This window comes from Chitinibacter sp. S2-10, assembly GCF_046530675.1.
Lineage (GTDB): Bacteria > Pseudomonadota > Gammaproteobacteria > Burkholderiales > Chitinibacteraceae > Chitinibacter.
Window position 1 is genome coordinate 3,092,289 of the sequence record NZ_CP172558.1, and the last position, 13,235, is coordinate 3,105,523.

Consider the following 13,235-nt stretch of genomic DNA (forward strand, 5'->3'; position numbering starts at 1 on the left):
GAGCAACACACCGCACAATCGACCTCATCATCGCCAGAAAAAAATACCATGAATTTTGCCAACGCCAGCCGACTGATTTTGCTTGCCGCCATTTGGGGCGCTTCCTTTCTGTTCTTGCGCATTGCGGTTCCCAGCCTGGGGCCAATCTGGCTGATCAGCTCGCGAATAGGTCTGGCAGCGCTGTTTCTGGCGCTGGTCGCCGTCATGATCAAGCAGTCTTTTGCTATCCAGCATTGGCGCGAATATTTGTTTATCGGGCTATTCAATACGGCACTGCCCTTTCTGGCTTATGGTTTTGCCGCCAAAACGCTCAATGCCTCGATGATGTCGATTCTGAATGCCACAGCGCCGATCTGGGGTGCGATCATTATGGCGGTGCTGATGCAAAAAATGCCCGCCTTCAAAGTGTGCATCGGCCTGCTGCTGGGCATGGCTGGCGTCGCGGTACTGGTCGGCTTTGACCGCATCATCAGCCAGCCCGGCGCGGCATTGGGCATTATCGCCTGCCTGACTGCCACGCTGTGTTATGGATTGGCCAGCGCCTATACCAAACTCAAAGCCAGCCATGTCGCGCCATTCCAGATGGCCCACGGCAGCATGTGGGGTGCCAGCCTGCTGATGCTGCCACTATTTACCAACAGTCAGCCCATCAGCAGCCCGACGCCGTGGGTCTGGGTCGCCATTTTTGGGCTGGCGGTACTTTGTACCGGGATCGCTTATTTATTGTATTTCCGGTTGGTGCGAGAAATCGGCGCGGCGTCGACGCTCACCGTGACTTTTCTGATTCCGGTGTTTGGCGTGCTCTGGGGAGCCGTATTTCTCGGTGAACACATCGGCAGCAATACGGTCGTTGGCGCGCTGATCATTCTGCTCGGCACAGCTTTAGTAACCGGCTTTAACCCTTTTAGCCGTAAAACCTGAGCGATTTCGTGGAGTTTCTATTTTTAATCCCGTTGGCTTTTCTTGCCGGGCTGATCGATGCTGCGGTTGGCGGTGGCGGGCTGATCCAGATTCCGGCGCTGTTTGCTGCGCTGCCCAATGCCAATCCGACCGCACTGCTGGGCAGTAATAAATTTGCTTCCATCTGGGGTACTGCCTCAGCGAGCTTGAATTACCTGCGCCGCATCAAGATACCCTGGCGGGTCATTCTGCCAAGCGCTGCCACTGCCTTTGCCAGTTCGTTCGCCGGTGCGCAACTGGCCAATCAGCTGCCCAGCGCAATCATCCGCCCGCTGATTATTGTCCTGCTGGCCGGAATGCTGTTTTACACCTGGCGCCGACCTGCGCTGGGTCAGGTCGATGCACAGCGCGAGCTGACTCGGCAGGATGTCATGATCGGAATGCTACTCGGTGCGCTAATCGGTTTTTATGACGGTTTTTTTGGCCCCGGCACCGGCTCGTTTCTGGTCTTTCTGTTTGTGCGCTTTTTCCATTTTGATTTTCTGCGCGCGACGGCGTGCGCCAAAATCGTCAACCTGACGACCAACGCCGCTGCGCTGCTGTTTTTCATCCCAGCCAAACTGGTGCTGTTCGGCTACGCGATTCCGATGGCGATCGCCAATATAGCCGGCGCACAGCTAGGTAGCCAGCTGGCGCTGCGCGGTGGCAATCACTGGGTACGACGGCTGTTTCTGCTACTGGCGCTACTGCTGCTCGGCAAACTGGTTTACCAGCAACTCATGGCTTAATGGTTCACGTCGGGCAGCGTTTCGACCAATTGCTCAAACCATTGCTCGGCACTGGCTTCGCTCTCATGCTGTACCAGCCAGCGACAAGCGATACCTGCAGCTTCATCAAACAAACCGGGCGCAAGCAAGACCGCCTGGCTTAAATAATCCAGACCGCGCCGAGCACCCTCTTCAAGCAAAATCCGTCCGTAGAGCAGCACCGGTTTGGGGTATTGTTCACCAGGTCTTTGCAAAATATGCTCGAGCACCACTTTCGCCTCGGCGGCCGAATCATAATCGTGCAATAAAATGGCATATTCCTGTGCTTCGCCAACCGTTAAAGACGCCAGCGCCTGCTCGCCCAATTGAGTCATTCTGGCCAGATCACGCTGGCGCTGGCGATGGTATTGCTGCCATTGTTTTTGCTCTTTTGCCCACCATTGCTGATCCAGCTGCTTGATCAGCTTCGCAGCCAAGGAACCCAGCAAAACATCCGCCGCGCTGTGCGTCAGCTCCGCCGGCATTTCACAGCGCTCACCCGTAGCCTGTACCCGGTCACGCAAACAGGGATGCGTATCGTATACGTCGGAGTTCTGTGCCCACGCAGCGCGCAAACGCGGCAAAGTCGCCCAATCGTCGCGCGCGGCCTTGAGCGCCAAAGGCAAGGCGCTATACGGCATAAACAGTGGTTTTTCACGCGTTTTGGCTTGGGCGTACAATTTGGGCCAGAAGTCTTCACTGAGCCAGCGAGCGAGCAAATCGCCACGAATCAGGCTGCTGGCATTCTGTTTGCTGCCGACCAGCTGCGTCGCCACGGCGTCGGCCTGATACTCCTCTTCGCGCGACAACACAAAGGTATACGCATTAAAGTAATAGGAAAATCGCGCCAGAATCTGCGCAAAAACCTGATTAATCGTGTCATTGTCGGCATTGGCCTCGCTGTGCGCGTGCAATGCGCCAAAAGTACGGCGCTGCCGGTAAATCCACGCACCCAATTTGCCGTGACTACCCGCAATATGCCCATATTCATGCGCCAGAGTTGCGTACATTTCCTTCGGCGCCATTCCCATCAAATACGGCAGGCCGAGCAATAAATAATTACGATGCGCAAAAAACAACCCTGAACGCGCCCGCTGACAAATCGCGGCGTTAAAGTCATCGGTAATCAAAACGTGATCAATCGCCGGGCCTTTGAGTTGGCGGCGTAGCTGCTTTAGCAACTGGAATAATTTGGGCGCGTCTTGCGCGTGAATTTCAATGCCTTCAGGCTTGGGCAGCCGGGTCAGGAACATTTTGATAACGATCCACTGAACCTGAATCACACTGGCCGCCAGACCGAGCAAAATCAGCAACTGGACAATCGAATGGCGTTGCTGCCACAAAGAGAATGCCCAGAATAGCAGCAAGCCGAGCAAGATCAGCGATGCAAACAGCAATACATACGCACCGACACTGATTAGAATCACTTTACTGCGAAACCACGCTGGGGCCCGCTCGGCCTGAGTTTGCAAGCCCAGCACCAGATGCTCGTAAGCCTGATCGTCCATATTGCCTCAAATCATCATTGCATTTTAATGACTGAAACTGTAACCGAGACTGTCGTGATTTCAGAACAGCAAGCCGCTGTGCACGGCAAATATGCAACAACGCATACCGATGTATATTCCACTGGAGCAATCAATGCTTTGGCCTTGTGGCAATACCCTGGACAGGTATTTAGCGTCGAGTCCAATCAGCCAAGCGGGTACTGGCTTCGCTCTCGGCCAGTGCCCTGCCCTTGCCCGAACCCATGCGCTGCGCCTTATAAATGCCGCTGTGTCCCGAGCACAGATGCGCCATTGCACACGCCAGCAAGGCATACGGCGCAATCGATGCGCCGAACAATTCAATCGCCATCAGCGTACACGCCAGCGGCGTATTGCTCGCGCCGGCAAACACCGCGACAAAACCCAGCCCGGCCAACAGTGGGAATGGCAGATCGAGCAACGGAGCGAGCGCATTGCCCAGCGTTGCGCCAATAAAAAACAGTGGTGTGACTTCGCCGCCTTTAAATCCGGCGCCGAGCGAGAAAATCGTAAACAGCCATTTCAGCGGCGCATCGACCCAGCTCAATGGTTGCGCAAAAGCATCGATGATCACCGGGATTCCCAGCCCGATATAACGCTCAGCGCCCAAAGTCATCACGACAATTGCCAAAATACTCCCACCCAGTACCGGCCTGAATGGCGCATAGTGAATTCGTTTGAACTGCATACCCATCCAGTGTGCACCATCGGCAAACAGCTTGCCCGCACCACCGAAAATCGCACCGGCAATCAGCACCATCAAAGCCAGCCACAGCGTCAATTGAGGAACCGCACCGACGCTGTAATGCGTATGATGAAAACCCCATAGATTGCCGAGCATAGCCACCACACCATCGGCGACCAGTGCAGCAACCAGACAAGGCAAGATCGCATTATTGCGCAGCATGCCCAGCGCCAGCACTTCAACGCCAAATACCGCACCGGCCAGCGGTGTGCCGAAAACACCGGCAAAACCGGCGCTGATTCCGGCCATCAGCAAAACGCGACGGCCTTCATTCTTGCGCCGGGTCAAGTGGGTCAACTGGTCAGCCAGCGCGCCGCCCATCTGGACTGCAGTTCCTTCGCGACCGACCGACGCGCCAAACAGATGCGAAGCCAGCGTACCAAACAGCACCAGCGGCACCATACGCAGCGGAATAATTGCTTTCGGATCGTGAATCTCGTCGATCAGCAGGTTATTGCCGGCTTCAACATCCTGGCCAAAGCGCAGATACAGCCAGGCAACGACAAATCCGGCGACCGGCAAACCCCAGATCAGTTGCGGATGCGCAATTCTCGTCTGTGTCACCCAATCGAGCGAGCATAAAAACACCGCCGCAGCCGCACCACCCAACACACCGACGACAACACAAAGTGGTAGCCAGAGCAGGATGTCGTGCAGGACATCGCGGTAATAATTGCGAGAATAGGCAGATTTGGACATGAGCTTTACGAAGCAGGATCGTGCGCTATTTTAGCTTGAAGCGAGTCTGCTTGCAGATTGATTCAGCTCAATCAAATTCCTGATTAGGTAGCTATCTCAGCAAATCGTCATACCGCCGTAGGCCGGTATGATGGATTAAAGATTTTTTTCCACTTTCTGAGTTGTGTAGATACCTATGCCTCCAGGAGGACGCGCTTAATCGGCAGGCAGCCCATATTGCACCAGTTCGGGCGGGCTTAATTTGAGCGCAGTAAACACTTTCAGCGCGGCATAAGCATCATTGGCCGCGTAGAGCAGCTGATTATCCTGCAGTTTGGCCTGCGCCCAGTTCGACGTGCTGACGCGTTTCGATTTGGTAAATTTCTGTCGCAAAACCAGTGCGACGGCACTTTTGGCGCCCAGCGTTGCGCTGTAGCCATGCCGACGGAAAATCACATCGAGATCAAACACGCCAGCGAGCTCGACGCCCAGATTTCTGCGTATATCGGCGCGATCTGATTGCAGGCCGAAACCGACTTTGACCAGATCAGGATTGGCAAGTAATTCGGCGACCACAGCATGCGTTTGCGCGCATTGAAGCTGAAAAATATACGCCCGCTCCGCGGTAGCGAGCTGCACCACATGCGGACCGGAAGGCACTTCACCAACACGAAAAACCGGCTTGGATTCGGTATCAAAACCGACAAAACGCTGACGCGCCAGCTCTTGCTGCGCCAAAGCCAGCTCGGCAGCCGTTTGAGGCACGCAGATCGCGCTTAAAGTCAGACCGGCAAACGGTGGAAACAAATCCGTTTGCGCTTTACTCGGTGGATGATGGCGCATGAGCATATTCACAAAAACAAGCAGCTGCGCAGTATACGCGTGAAGTGCCAAATGCGGGGCTTGCCCCCTTGATCAAAACACAGTCAGAAAAAAACCCGCTGGTTCTCACCGGGTTTTTCAGCATGACAGCAAGCAATTATTTAACCGACAAAAGCAGCCAGCGCCTTCTCGAACCTTGCCAGCGCCGTTTCGATTTCTTCATCTGTAATCACCAAGGATGGCGCAAAACGCACGACGTTTGGCCCCGCCATCAGCACCATCAGGCCTTCTGCGGCGGCGGCGTTCAAAACATCCTTGGCGCGATCTTTGTATGGGTCAGCCAGCACCGAGCCCATCAGCAAGCCCATACCGCGCACTTCCTTGAATACGCCGTATTTGGCATTGATGGCTTCAACACCCGCTTTCAGTTTGTCGTGTTTGACGCGAACACCCGCCAGCACTTCGGGCGTATTGATCACGTCGAGCACCGCTCCGGCCACGGCGCAACCCAGCGGATTACCGCCGTAGGTCGTACCGTGCGTTCCGGCGACCAGATGTTTGGCGATGTCGGCAGTCGTCAGCATCGCACCAATCGGGAAACCCCCACCGAGACTTTTTGCGCTGGTCAGAATATCCGGAACGATGCCGTATTCCTGATATGCAAACAAGGAACCGGTGCGACCCATTCCGGTTTGCACTTCGTCAAAAATCAGAAAGGCATTGTGCTTGTCGCACAGCTCGCGCGCGCCTTGCAGGAAAGCCGGGTCAGCCGGCAAAACGCCGCCCTCGCCCTGAATTGGCTCGATAATCACGCAGGCCGTATTGTCATTGATCAGCGCTTTGAGGCTGTCGAGATTGTTGTATTCGAAATATTCAATGCCTTGTGGTTTCGGGCCAAAGCCGTCTGAATACTTGGGTTGACCACCGACGGTCACGGTAAAAAACGTCCGGCCATGAAAGCTATTGAGCGTCGAGAGCACCTGATGTTTCTGCTCGCCAAAGCGCTCGATCGCAGCACGACGCGCCAGCTTGAGCGCGGCTTCATTCGCTTCGGCGCCCGAATTGCAGAAGAACACTTTCTCGGCAAAAGTGGCATCGACCAGTTTTTTCGCCAGCGCTAGCGCTGGCTCGTTGGTAAACACGTTCGAGACATGCCACAGTTTTTGCGCCTGTTCGGTCAAGGCTTTGACCAGCACCGGATGGCAATGCCCCAGCGAGTTCACCGCAATACCGCCAGCCAGATCAAGGTATTCCTTGCCATTCTGATCCCACACGCGACTACCCGCGCCACGCACCGGAACAAAAGCCGCCGGCGCGTAATTGGGAACCATATATTGATCAAAGTCGGAGCGGGTCAGAGCCATTTTTTATCCTTAAGTTAAATAGATACAGAATGCATCTTAGCAGCTCGTCGGCTGCAAAATAATCAGTGAATCGGAAACGGACTGTTCTTTATAAAAAACAATCCGCCCATCGCCAAACGCCAAAATTTAAACCGTGCAACCAGGGGTATATCGATCAACACAAATATCCAAAATGGCTACATTAATATACCCATACAGTTACTCTGAATGCGCGGAATTGTCATGATCGCTTAATCGTTCTCGCTGAGAACGATGCCAGGGTTTTTCCGGCGCCGGGCGAATCAGATCGGATCGCGCCAGCAGCATCAGCAGACCGCATAAAATCAGCAGTAAAGGAAATTGCACCGAGCGTGCCAGATCGTATTGCTGCTGCAGAAAAGTCGTCACACCACCGGCAATCAGCATCGGGCCGATCACGACGGTCGATTTATTGACGCCTTCGAGCAGCAACACGGCGGCACCGGAAACCAACAATGCCAGAATGACAATCCAGTTCACACTGGGGAAAACCGCCAGTCTATGCAGTAACCAACCAGCACCGATCACGATCAAAGCAATCGGCAACCAGATGCCGCCCTGTTTTTTATCGCTCATTGTTTTGCCTCTTTGTTCTACGACTTACAAAACCAGCGTCACCAGTTGCATCACCAGATGAATAAACGGTGCCAGAATCTGCCCCAGCAAACCCGTCGCGAGCAAACCGATCAGGATGAAAAAACCATAAGGCTCGACACGGGCAACCATGGCCGCCAGATGATTGGGCAGCAGAGACACCAGAATCCGCCCGCCATCGAGCGGCGGAATCGGCATTAAATTAAGTACCATCAGCACGACATTGATCTGGATTCCTGCTTGCGCCATCAAGGCCAGCGGCACCTGAAACATATTGCCTTCGAGAGCGACCGCAAAGCGAAACAGCAAGGCCCAGATCAGCGCCATCACCAGATTGGCCGCCGGCCCTGCCGCAGCAACCCAGCGCATATCGCTTTTGGGATTGTTCAATCCGGCGAAATTGACCGGCACCGGCTTGGCGTAGCCGAACAGGAAACTGCCGGGCAGCAACACACAAATCAGCGGCAGGATGATGGTACCGACCGGATCAATATGCTTGATCGGGTTAAAAGTCATTCGTCCCATTAAAAACGCGGTCGGATCGCCCAGCCGTTTGGCTGCGTAGGCATGCGCCGCTTCGTGCGCAGTAATCGCAAACAGCACCGGCAAAGTCCAGACGGCGATGGTTTGAATCAGATTGAGTTCCATTTTCTACCTTTAGGGTATATCGCTGCAAACAACACACTAATTGAGTTGCATGACAATACCCTTGCATGTATTGCTACACCAATACTAAAGACCAAACGGTGCCAGCGACCCTTTCCCTTCGCGTATCACTTCGGGAGCATCATTGGACAGATCGACCACGGTTGTCGGCTCGGTGCCGCAATAGCCGCCCTCAATCACCAGATCAACTTCGCGCTCGAGCCGGTCGCGGATTTCCCACGCGTCGGTCATTGGATATTCCTCGCCCGGCAACAACAGCGTTGTCGACAGCATAGGCTCGCCCAATTCGTCGAGCAATGCCAGCGCCACCGGATGGTCAGGAACACGCAGGCCGACGGTCTGTTTTTTCGGGTGCCAGACGCGGCGTGGCACTTCCTTGGTCGCTTGCAAAATAAAGGTATAACTACCTGGCGTCGCGGCTTTGAGCATGCGGAAAGTGCGGTTATCGACTTTGGCGTAGCTGCCCAGTTGCGACAGATCGCTGCACGAGAGCGTGAAATGATGCTTGTCGTCGAGCTGACGAATCCGGCGAATGCGCTCGAGCCCATCTTTATTATCAAGCGAACAGCCGAGCGCGTAACACGAATCGGTCGGGTAAACGATCAGACCGCCGTTGCGGATAATATCGGCAGCCTGTTTAATTAAACGCGCTTGCGGCGTTTCGGCGTGGATGGAGAAAAATTGCGACATGGTTTTCTGCTTTTCTCTACTTGAGAATTAAAATAATTCTGTAGGGTCGGCTTTAGCCGACTAGGTCGCCTGAAGGCGACCCTACAGGTTTCAAATCCGGCGCCCAGCGTGTCCACACTGGCTCGCAGCCAATCGGCAAATCGGCATTCAAACCCGGCTCGCGAGCGCCTTCGCCAGTGGCGTGGTAATCGCTGCCGCTCGAACACAGATAGCCGAATTCTTTGGCCAGATGATTAAAGCGCCCGACGTCGGCGTGGCCGTGGCTGCCGGAAACGACTTCAATCGCTTCGCCGCCAAGACGTTTGAATTCGGTCAGTAAAACGCGCATCGTTTCATTGCCCATATCGTAGCGCCCCGGATGCGCCAGCACGGCAACACCGCCTGCACCGCGGATCCAGTCGATTGCATCGTGCAAGCGCGCCCATTCGTGCTCGACAAAGCCGGGCTTGCCGCGCACCATGAATTTCTTGAATACCGATTTCATGTCCTTGCAGCGGCCGGTTTCGATCAGAAAACGCGCAAAGTGTGAGCGGCTGATCATTTCCGGATTATCGGCGTGCGCCCGAGCGCCTTCCAGAATCCCTTCGATACCGAGTTTTTCCAGCGCGGCGGCCATGCGTTCGGCGCGTTCGACACGCCCAGAGCGCACATACGCGAGGCCATCGAGTAAGGCGGGGTTTTCAGCGTCAAAACCAAGACCAACGACGTGCAGCGTGTGCTTACCCCAACTGACCGAAATCTCGACACCATTGATGAAGGCCATTCCCAGCGCGTCGGCGGTGGCTTTGGCCAGCGCCAAACCGCGCGTGTCGTCGTGATCGGTCAGCGCGAACAGCTGGCAGCCGCGCGCGTGCGCTTTACGCACCACTTCGTCGGGCGGCAACAGACCGTCGGAAATATTGGAGTGGCAGTGCAGGTCAACGGGGGTCATACAAATCTCGAATCAGGTTAAAAGCACACGAAAAAAAAATCCGCCGCAGCGACATACGTCTCCACACAAATGGATCGCCCCTCCTTTTGCAAAGGGGGTCAGGGTGGATTTTTGCAATATTGGCGCTGTTTTGTTACTCAATCGGAGCAGAAATCCCCCTTAGTCCCCCTTTAAAAAGAGAGAAACTACAACGGTCTTGCTCTATATCTCGGTGGTTCAAGCTATTTTCAGCGATTATTTTTCGCGGCGATCAAAGATGATTTTCATCACCAACACCGCACCAGCGAGTATGAGGGTAACAGTATTGGCCAGAAACACAGGCGCAGAGCCAGCCAGCACCCCATACCCCAGCCACAGTGCGACGCCACTGACAAAAATCGCATACATGCCGAGTGAAATATCCTTGGCCGAGCGGCTTTTCCAGACCTGCCAGACTTGCGGAACAAACGAGATCGTCGTCAATGTCCCCGCGATCAAGCCGATCACTTCAATTTGGGCTGCATTCATGCAGGAAACACTCCGGTCGACAGGTAACGATCACCGCGGTCGCAAACGATGCTGACAATCACGGCGTTTTCCAGCGTGTCTGAGAGCCGTAATGCAGCCGCCAGCGCACCACCGGAAGAAATTCCGGCAAAAATACCTTCCTCGCGTGCCAGTCGGCGGGTCATTTCTTCAGCCTCGGCTTGCGTCACTTCCATCACGCGATCAATCAGCGAGAAATCGCAAATTTTCGGCAGGTATTCCGGCGCCCATTTGCGGATACCCGGGATTTGCGCGCCATCGCAAGGCTGAACGCCGACGATCTGGATCGCCGGATTTTGCTCTTTCAGATAACGGCGCGTTCCCATAATCGTTCCGGTTGTTCCCATGCTCGAAACGAAATGCGTAATCGTGCCCTGCGTGTCACGCCAGATTTCAGGGCCTGTTGTTTCATAGTGGGCGAGCGGATTATCGGGATTGGCAAATTGATCGAGTATCAGGCCCTGCCCGGCGGCAGCCATCGCTTCGGCGCGGTCGCGCGCGTCTTCCATGGATTCGGTCAGAATCACTTCGGCGCCGTAAGCCTTCATCGTCTGGACGCGCTCGACGCTCGAATTTTTAGGCAGCAGCAGCACCATGCGATAGCCCATCATCGCCGCAGCCATCGCCAGCGCGATGCCGGTATTGCCGCTGGTGGCTTCAATCAGCGTGTCGCCCGGCTGGATGTCGCCGCGTTGTTCGGCATGGGTAATCATCGACAGCGCAGGCCGGTCTTTGACCGACCCGGCCGGATTATTGCCTTCGAGTTTTAATAAGATGGTATTTGAGGTCTGACCCGGTAAGCGCTTGAGCTTGACCAACGGGGTGTTTCCGACGAAATCTTCGAGGTATTTGAACATGCAACAGTAGCTCCATAGGTTGCATGATTATACGCTAGGCAGAAACACCCCATCGCATTCAGATTATTTATTCCGCATCATCTTCGCGACGGCCAGCAGCACGCTGGCCAGTTTCATCATCTGCGCCAAACGTCCGAGTAAGGGGTGCACCTTGCCCAGCGTTCCGGCCAGACGGCTCAGTACGCCCCAGGAAGCCACGCCGCCCATGAACGAGCTGGCCAGCGTGATCGGGCGCCGCGATTCGAGCAGCATCGTTTCCAGTTGCAAACGGTGCAGTTGCGAGCGCAGCACCAGATGAGCTTTTTTCTGTTCACGATTTGGCTTAGTCATTACTGGACTCCTGCTTCGGGGCGCTAAAAGCGGCATCAAGCAATTTCCTATCCTGCGCAAATTCTTCGCTGGTCAGCGGAAAAGGATCACTGGCCAGATGCATGAAATGGCGCATTTTCCACCAAGCCCAGAGCCCCAGCGCCAGAAACAGCAGACCAACGCCAGCACATACCCAGATCCGGTAAGGCCAGAAACCGAACAGCAGCGCCAGGCCGCCAAAGCTGATGGCCAGCAGCAGCGCCAGCGCCGCAGCAATCGCCAGACCGACCATCAGCGCAGCACGGTCGATTTCATCCCGTAATTCCAGCCCGAATAAAGCAAAACGGGTGGCGATCAGGCCACCCAGTGCTGCACGAAAAGTATCACCGTGCTTCATCAGCGACGCGCCACCAGAAAGCCGATTAGCAAACCGACTGCCGCGCCGATGCCAACAGCTTGCCACGGATGAGCGTGAACGTATTCGTCGGTCTGTTTAGCGGCGACCTTGGCTTTTTCGACCGCATTGCCTTCGAGCTCGACCAAGCGACGTTTGGCATTGCGTAAATTATCAGCAATGCGCGCATACAGCAGCTTGGCTTCTTCGCCATTAGCATTGGCCGCCGCTTCGATCAGTTGCGCGGTTTCTTTCAGCGCATCTTTGGTTTCATCAATCAGCATCGAGTCAAGTTGTTCAGACATATACAGCTCCTTAAAAGAGAAAGATGGAAACAACCATTTCATCTTAAACAAGCCTTGCTGCACTTGCACAACTAATCAGCGGCAAACAGACGATAGATGTAAAAAAATACAAAGCCTCACCGCACATACCCTAGCCATGTATGCAAACAGGGCAATCATTCAGATTGCCCTGCATCGACATACCCAGAAGCACTAGCACTTAAAAGGTTTGGCAAAACTCTTTCATATAGGCAGAAAATTCAGCGCCAACTTCATGGTGCTTCAAACCCAGCTCGACCGTAGCTTTCAGAAAGCCCAGCTTGCTGCCGCAATCGTAACGCGTACCTTCTAGCTTGTGCGCCAGAATGTGCTGCTCCTGCATCAGTGCAAAAATCCCGTCGGTAAGCTGGATTTCGCCGCCCTTGCCCGGCTGGACGTGCTGCAGATGGTGAAAAATGCGCGGCGTCAGGATGTAACGGCCAACGACGGCTAAATTGGACGGTGCTTCTTCCGGCTTTGGTTTCTCGACAATATTGCCGACGCGCAAACGACCTGAATTTTCGCTGACTTCGACGATGCCGTAGCTGCCGGTTTCCTCGTGCGCGACTTCTTCAACGCCGAGCACCGAGCAATGCGTATCGCCAAACACGTCGACCATGCGTTTCATTTCCGATACGCCGTCGCCGTCGATCAGGTCATCGGCCAAAATCACCGCAAAAGGCTCGTCACCAACGACCGGCTTGGCGCACAGCACCGCATGACCCAGACCCAGCGCTTCAGGCTGGCGGATGTAAATGCATGTCACCGATTTCGGAATGATGCCGCGCAGCACTTCGAGCAGCTTGGTCTTGTTTTTGGCTTCCAGATCGGCTTCTAGCTCGCCCGCTTTGTCGAAATGGTCTTCGATGCTGCGTTTGTGACGACCGGTGATGAAAATCATTTCGGTAATCCCCGCCGCCAGCGCTTCTTCAACGGCGTACTGGATCAGCGGCTTGTCGACCACCGACATCATTTCTTTCGGGCTCGCCTTGGTCGCAGGCAGAAAGCGGGTTCCCATTCCGGCGACGGGAAAGACAGCTTTACGGATTTTTTGCATGGGATTTCCTTGTGAAGAAGCGCTGTGATC

At 54.8% G+C, this 13,235-nt stretch carries 16 protein-coding genes; 2 read left to right on the forward strand and 14 right to left on the reverse strand.

The genetic code is table 11. The features are described 5' to 3' along the window. The first annotated feature begins 48 nt into the window (after positions 1-48). Together ACG2XO_RS14475 and ACG2XO_RS14480 are read left to right on the forward strand one after the other, a co-directional pair. Positions 49-921 carry a DMT family transporter gene (locus ACG2XO_RS14475; RefSeq protein WP_410498699.1) on the forward strand — a complete coding sequence of 291 codons (873 nt, stop codon included), beginning with the start codon at positions 49-51 and terminating at the stop codon, positions 919-921. 8 nt (positions 922-929) lie between these two features. Beyond that, complete coding sequence (locus ACG2XO_RS14480; protein ID WP_410498700.1) at positions 930-1,688, forward strand: sulfite exporter TauE/SafE family protein; 759 nt, start codon at positions 930-932, stop codon at positions 1,686-1,688. Here ACG2XO_RS14480 and ACG2XO_RS14485 read toward each other — a convergent pair. The 14 genes from ACG2XO_RS14485 to galU all read right to left on the reverse strand — a co-directional run bounded on the left by ACG2XO_RS14485 (position 1,685) and on the right by galU (position 13,205). Next, positions 1,685-3,214, reverse strand: coding sequence for a M48 family metallopeptidase (locus tag ACG2XO_RS14485; RefSeq protein ID WP_410498701.1), 1,530 nt, complete (start codon positions 3,212-3,214; stop codon positions 1,685-1,687). The two genes, ACG2XO_RS14480 and ACG2XO_RS14485, sit on opposite strands and share 4 nt — an antisense overlap. Before the next feature lie 169 nt (positions 3,215-3,383). Further along, on the reverse strand, positions 3,384-4,676 hold the full coding sequence (locus ACG2XO_RS14490; RefSeq protein WP_410498702.1) for a voltage-gated chloride channel family protein: 1,293 nt from the start codon (positions 4,674-4,676) through the stop codon (positions 3,384-3,386). A gap of 195 nt (positions 4,677-4,871) precedes the next feature. Continuing rightward, positions 4,872-5,498, reverse strand: a complete 627-nt coding sequence (locus tag ACG2XO_RS14495) for a 3'-5' exonuclease (protein WP_410498703.1) — start codon at positions 5,496-5,498, stop codon at positions 4,872-4,874. A gap of 140 nt (positions 5,499-5,638) precedes the next feature. Beyond that, positions 5,639-6,841: an aspartate aminotransferase family protein gene (locus tag ACG2XO_RS14500; RefSeq protein ID WP_410498704.1), complete on the reverse strand. Its 1,203-nt coding sequence runs from the start codon at positions 6,839-6,841 to the stop codon at positions 5,639-5,641. Positions 6,842-7,039: 198 nt separating this feature from the next. Continuing rightward, positions 7,040-7,435 (reverse strand): hypothetical protein, encoded by a 396-nt coding sequence (locus ACG2XO_RS14505; protein WP_410498705.1) that lies wholly within the window; start codon positions 7,433-7,435, stop codon positions 7,040-7,042. 24 nt (positions 7,436-7,459) lie between these two features. Continuing rightward, the gene (locus ACG2XO_RS14510) at positions 7,460-8,101 is read right to left on the reverse strand and encodes a site-2 protease family protein (RefSeq protein ID WP_410498707.1); all 642 of its coding nucleotides are present in this window, start codon (positions 8,099-8,101) and stop codon (positions 7,460-7,462) included. Positions 8,102-8,185: 84 nt separating this feature from the next. Beyond that, positions 8,186-8,809: an L-threonylcarbamoyladenylate synthase gene (locus ACG2XO_RS14515; RefSeq protein ID WP_410498708.1), complete on the reverse strand. Its 624-nt coding sequence runs from the start codon at positions 8,807-8,809 to the stop codon at positions 8,186-8,188. A gap of 52 nt (positions 8,810-8,861) precedes the next feature. Next, on the reverse strand, positions 8,862-9,740 hold the full coding sequence (locus ACG2XO_RS14520; RefSeq protein ID WP_410498709.1) for a 3',5'-nucleoside bisphosphate phosphatase: 879 nt from the start codon (positions 9,738-9,740) through the stop codon (positions 8,862-8,864). 234 nt (positions 9,741-9,974) lie between these two features. Continuing rightward, positions 9,975-10,247: a SemiSWEET transporter gene (locus tag ACG2XO_RS14525; RefSeq protein WP_410498710.1), complete on the reverse strand. Its 273-nt coding sequence runs from the start codon at positions 10,245-10,247 to the stop codon at positions 9,975-9,977. Next, complete coding sequence (cysM, locus tag ACG2XO_RS14530) at positions 10,244-11,122, reverse strand: cysteine synthase CysM (RefSeq protein WP_410498711.1); 879 nt, start codon at positions 11,120-11,122, stop codon at positions 10,244-10,246. Before cysM ends, ACG2XO_RS14525 begins: the two co-directional genes overlap by 4 nt. 63 nt (positions 11,123-11,185) lie before the next feature. After that, complete coding sequence (locus tag ACG2XO_RS14535; protein WP_410498712.1) at positions 11,186-11,452, reverse strand: hypothetical protein; 267 nt, start codon at positions 11,450-11,452, stop codon at positions 11,186-11,188. Then, positions 11,445-11,828, reverse strand: coding sequence for a phage holin family protein (locus tag ACG2XO_RS14540; RefSeq protein ID WP_410498714.1), 384 nt, complete (start codon positions 11,826-11,828; stop codon positions 11,445-11,447). Before ACG2XO_RS14540 ends, ACG2XO_RS14535 begins: the two co-directional genes overlap by 8 nt. Beyond that, a complete protein-coding gene (locus tag ACG2XO_RS14545; RefSeq protein ID WP_410498715.1) occupies positions 11,828-12,130 on the reverse strand; it encodes a YqjD family protein in 303 nt (100 codons plus the stop codon). Before ACG2XO_RS14545 ends, ACG2XO_RS14540 begins: the two co-directional genes overlap by 1 nt. A gap of 199 nt (positions 12,131-12,329) precedes the next feature. Beyond that, entirely contained in the window at positions 12,330-13,205 is an 876-nt protein-coding gene (gene galU / locus ACG2XO_RS14550; RefSeq protein WP_410500272.1) for a UTP--glucose-1-phosphate uridylyltransferase GalU, read from the reverse strand. Positions 13,206-13,235 lie beyond the last annotated feature (30 nt).

Coding starts and splice junctions, on each gene's coding strand:
- ACG2XO_RS14475 (WP_410498699.1), top strand. CDS start 49: ATGAATTTTGCCAACGCCAGCCGACTGATTTTGCTTGCCGCCATTTGG.
- ACG2XO_RS14485 (WP_410498701.1), bottom strand. CDS start 3,214: ATGGACGATCAGGCTTACGAGCATCTGGTGCTGGGCTTGCAAACTCAG.
- ACG2XO_RS14490 (WP_410498702.1), bottom strand. CDS start 4,676: ATGTCCAAATCTGCCTATTCTCGCAATTATTACCGCGATGTCCTGCAC.
- ACG2XO_RS14495 (WP_410498703.1), bottom strand. CDS start 5,498: ATGCGCCATCATCCACCGAGTAAAGCGCAAACGGATTTGTTTCCACCG.
- ACG2XO_RS14500 (WP_410498704.1), bottom strand. CDS start 6,841: ATGGCTCTGACCCGCTCCGACTTTGATCAATATATGGTTCCCAATTAC.
- ACG2XO_RS14505 (WP_410498705.1), bottom strand. CDS start 7,435: ATGAGCGATAAAAAACAGGGCGGCATCTGGTTGCCGATTGCTTTGATC.
- ACG2XO_RS14510 (WP_410498707.1), bottom strand. CDS start 8,101: ATGGAACTCAATCTGATTCAAACCATCGCCGTCTGGACTTTGCCGGTG.
- ACG2XO_RS14515 (WP_410498708.1), bottom strand. CDS start 8,809: ATGTCGCAATTTTTCTCCATCCACGCCGAAACGCCGCAAGCGCGTTTA.
- ACG2XO_RS14520 (WP_410498709.1), bottom strand. CDS start 9,740: ATGACCCCCGTTGACCTGCACTGCCACTCCAATATTTCCGACGGTCTG.
- ACG2XO_RS14525 (WP_410498710.1), bottom strand. CDS start 10,247: ATGAATGCAGCCCAAATTGAAGTGATCGGCTTGATCGCGGGGACATTG.
- cysM (WP_410498711.1), bottom strand. CDS start 11,122: ATGTTCAAATACCTCGAAGATTTCGTCGGAAACACCCCGTTGGTCAAG.
- ACG2XO_RS14535 (WP_410498712.1), bottom strand. CDS start 11,452: ATGACTAAGCCAAATCGTGAACAGAAAAAAGCTCATCTGGTGCTGCGC.
- ACG2XO_RS14540 (WP_410498714.1), bottom strand. CDS start 11,828: ATGAAGCACGGTGATACTTTTCGTGCAGCACTGGGTGGCCTGATCGCC.
- ACG2XO_RS14545 (WP_410498715.1), bottom strand. CDS start 12,130: ATGTCTGAACAACTTGACTCGATGCTGATTGATGAAACCAAAGATGCG.
- galU (WP_410500272.1), bottom strand. CDS start 13,205: ATGCAAAAAATCCGTAAAGCTGTCTTTCCCGTCGCCGGAATGGGAACC.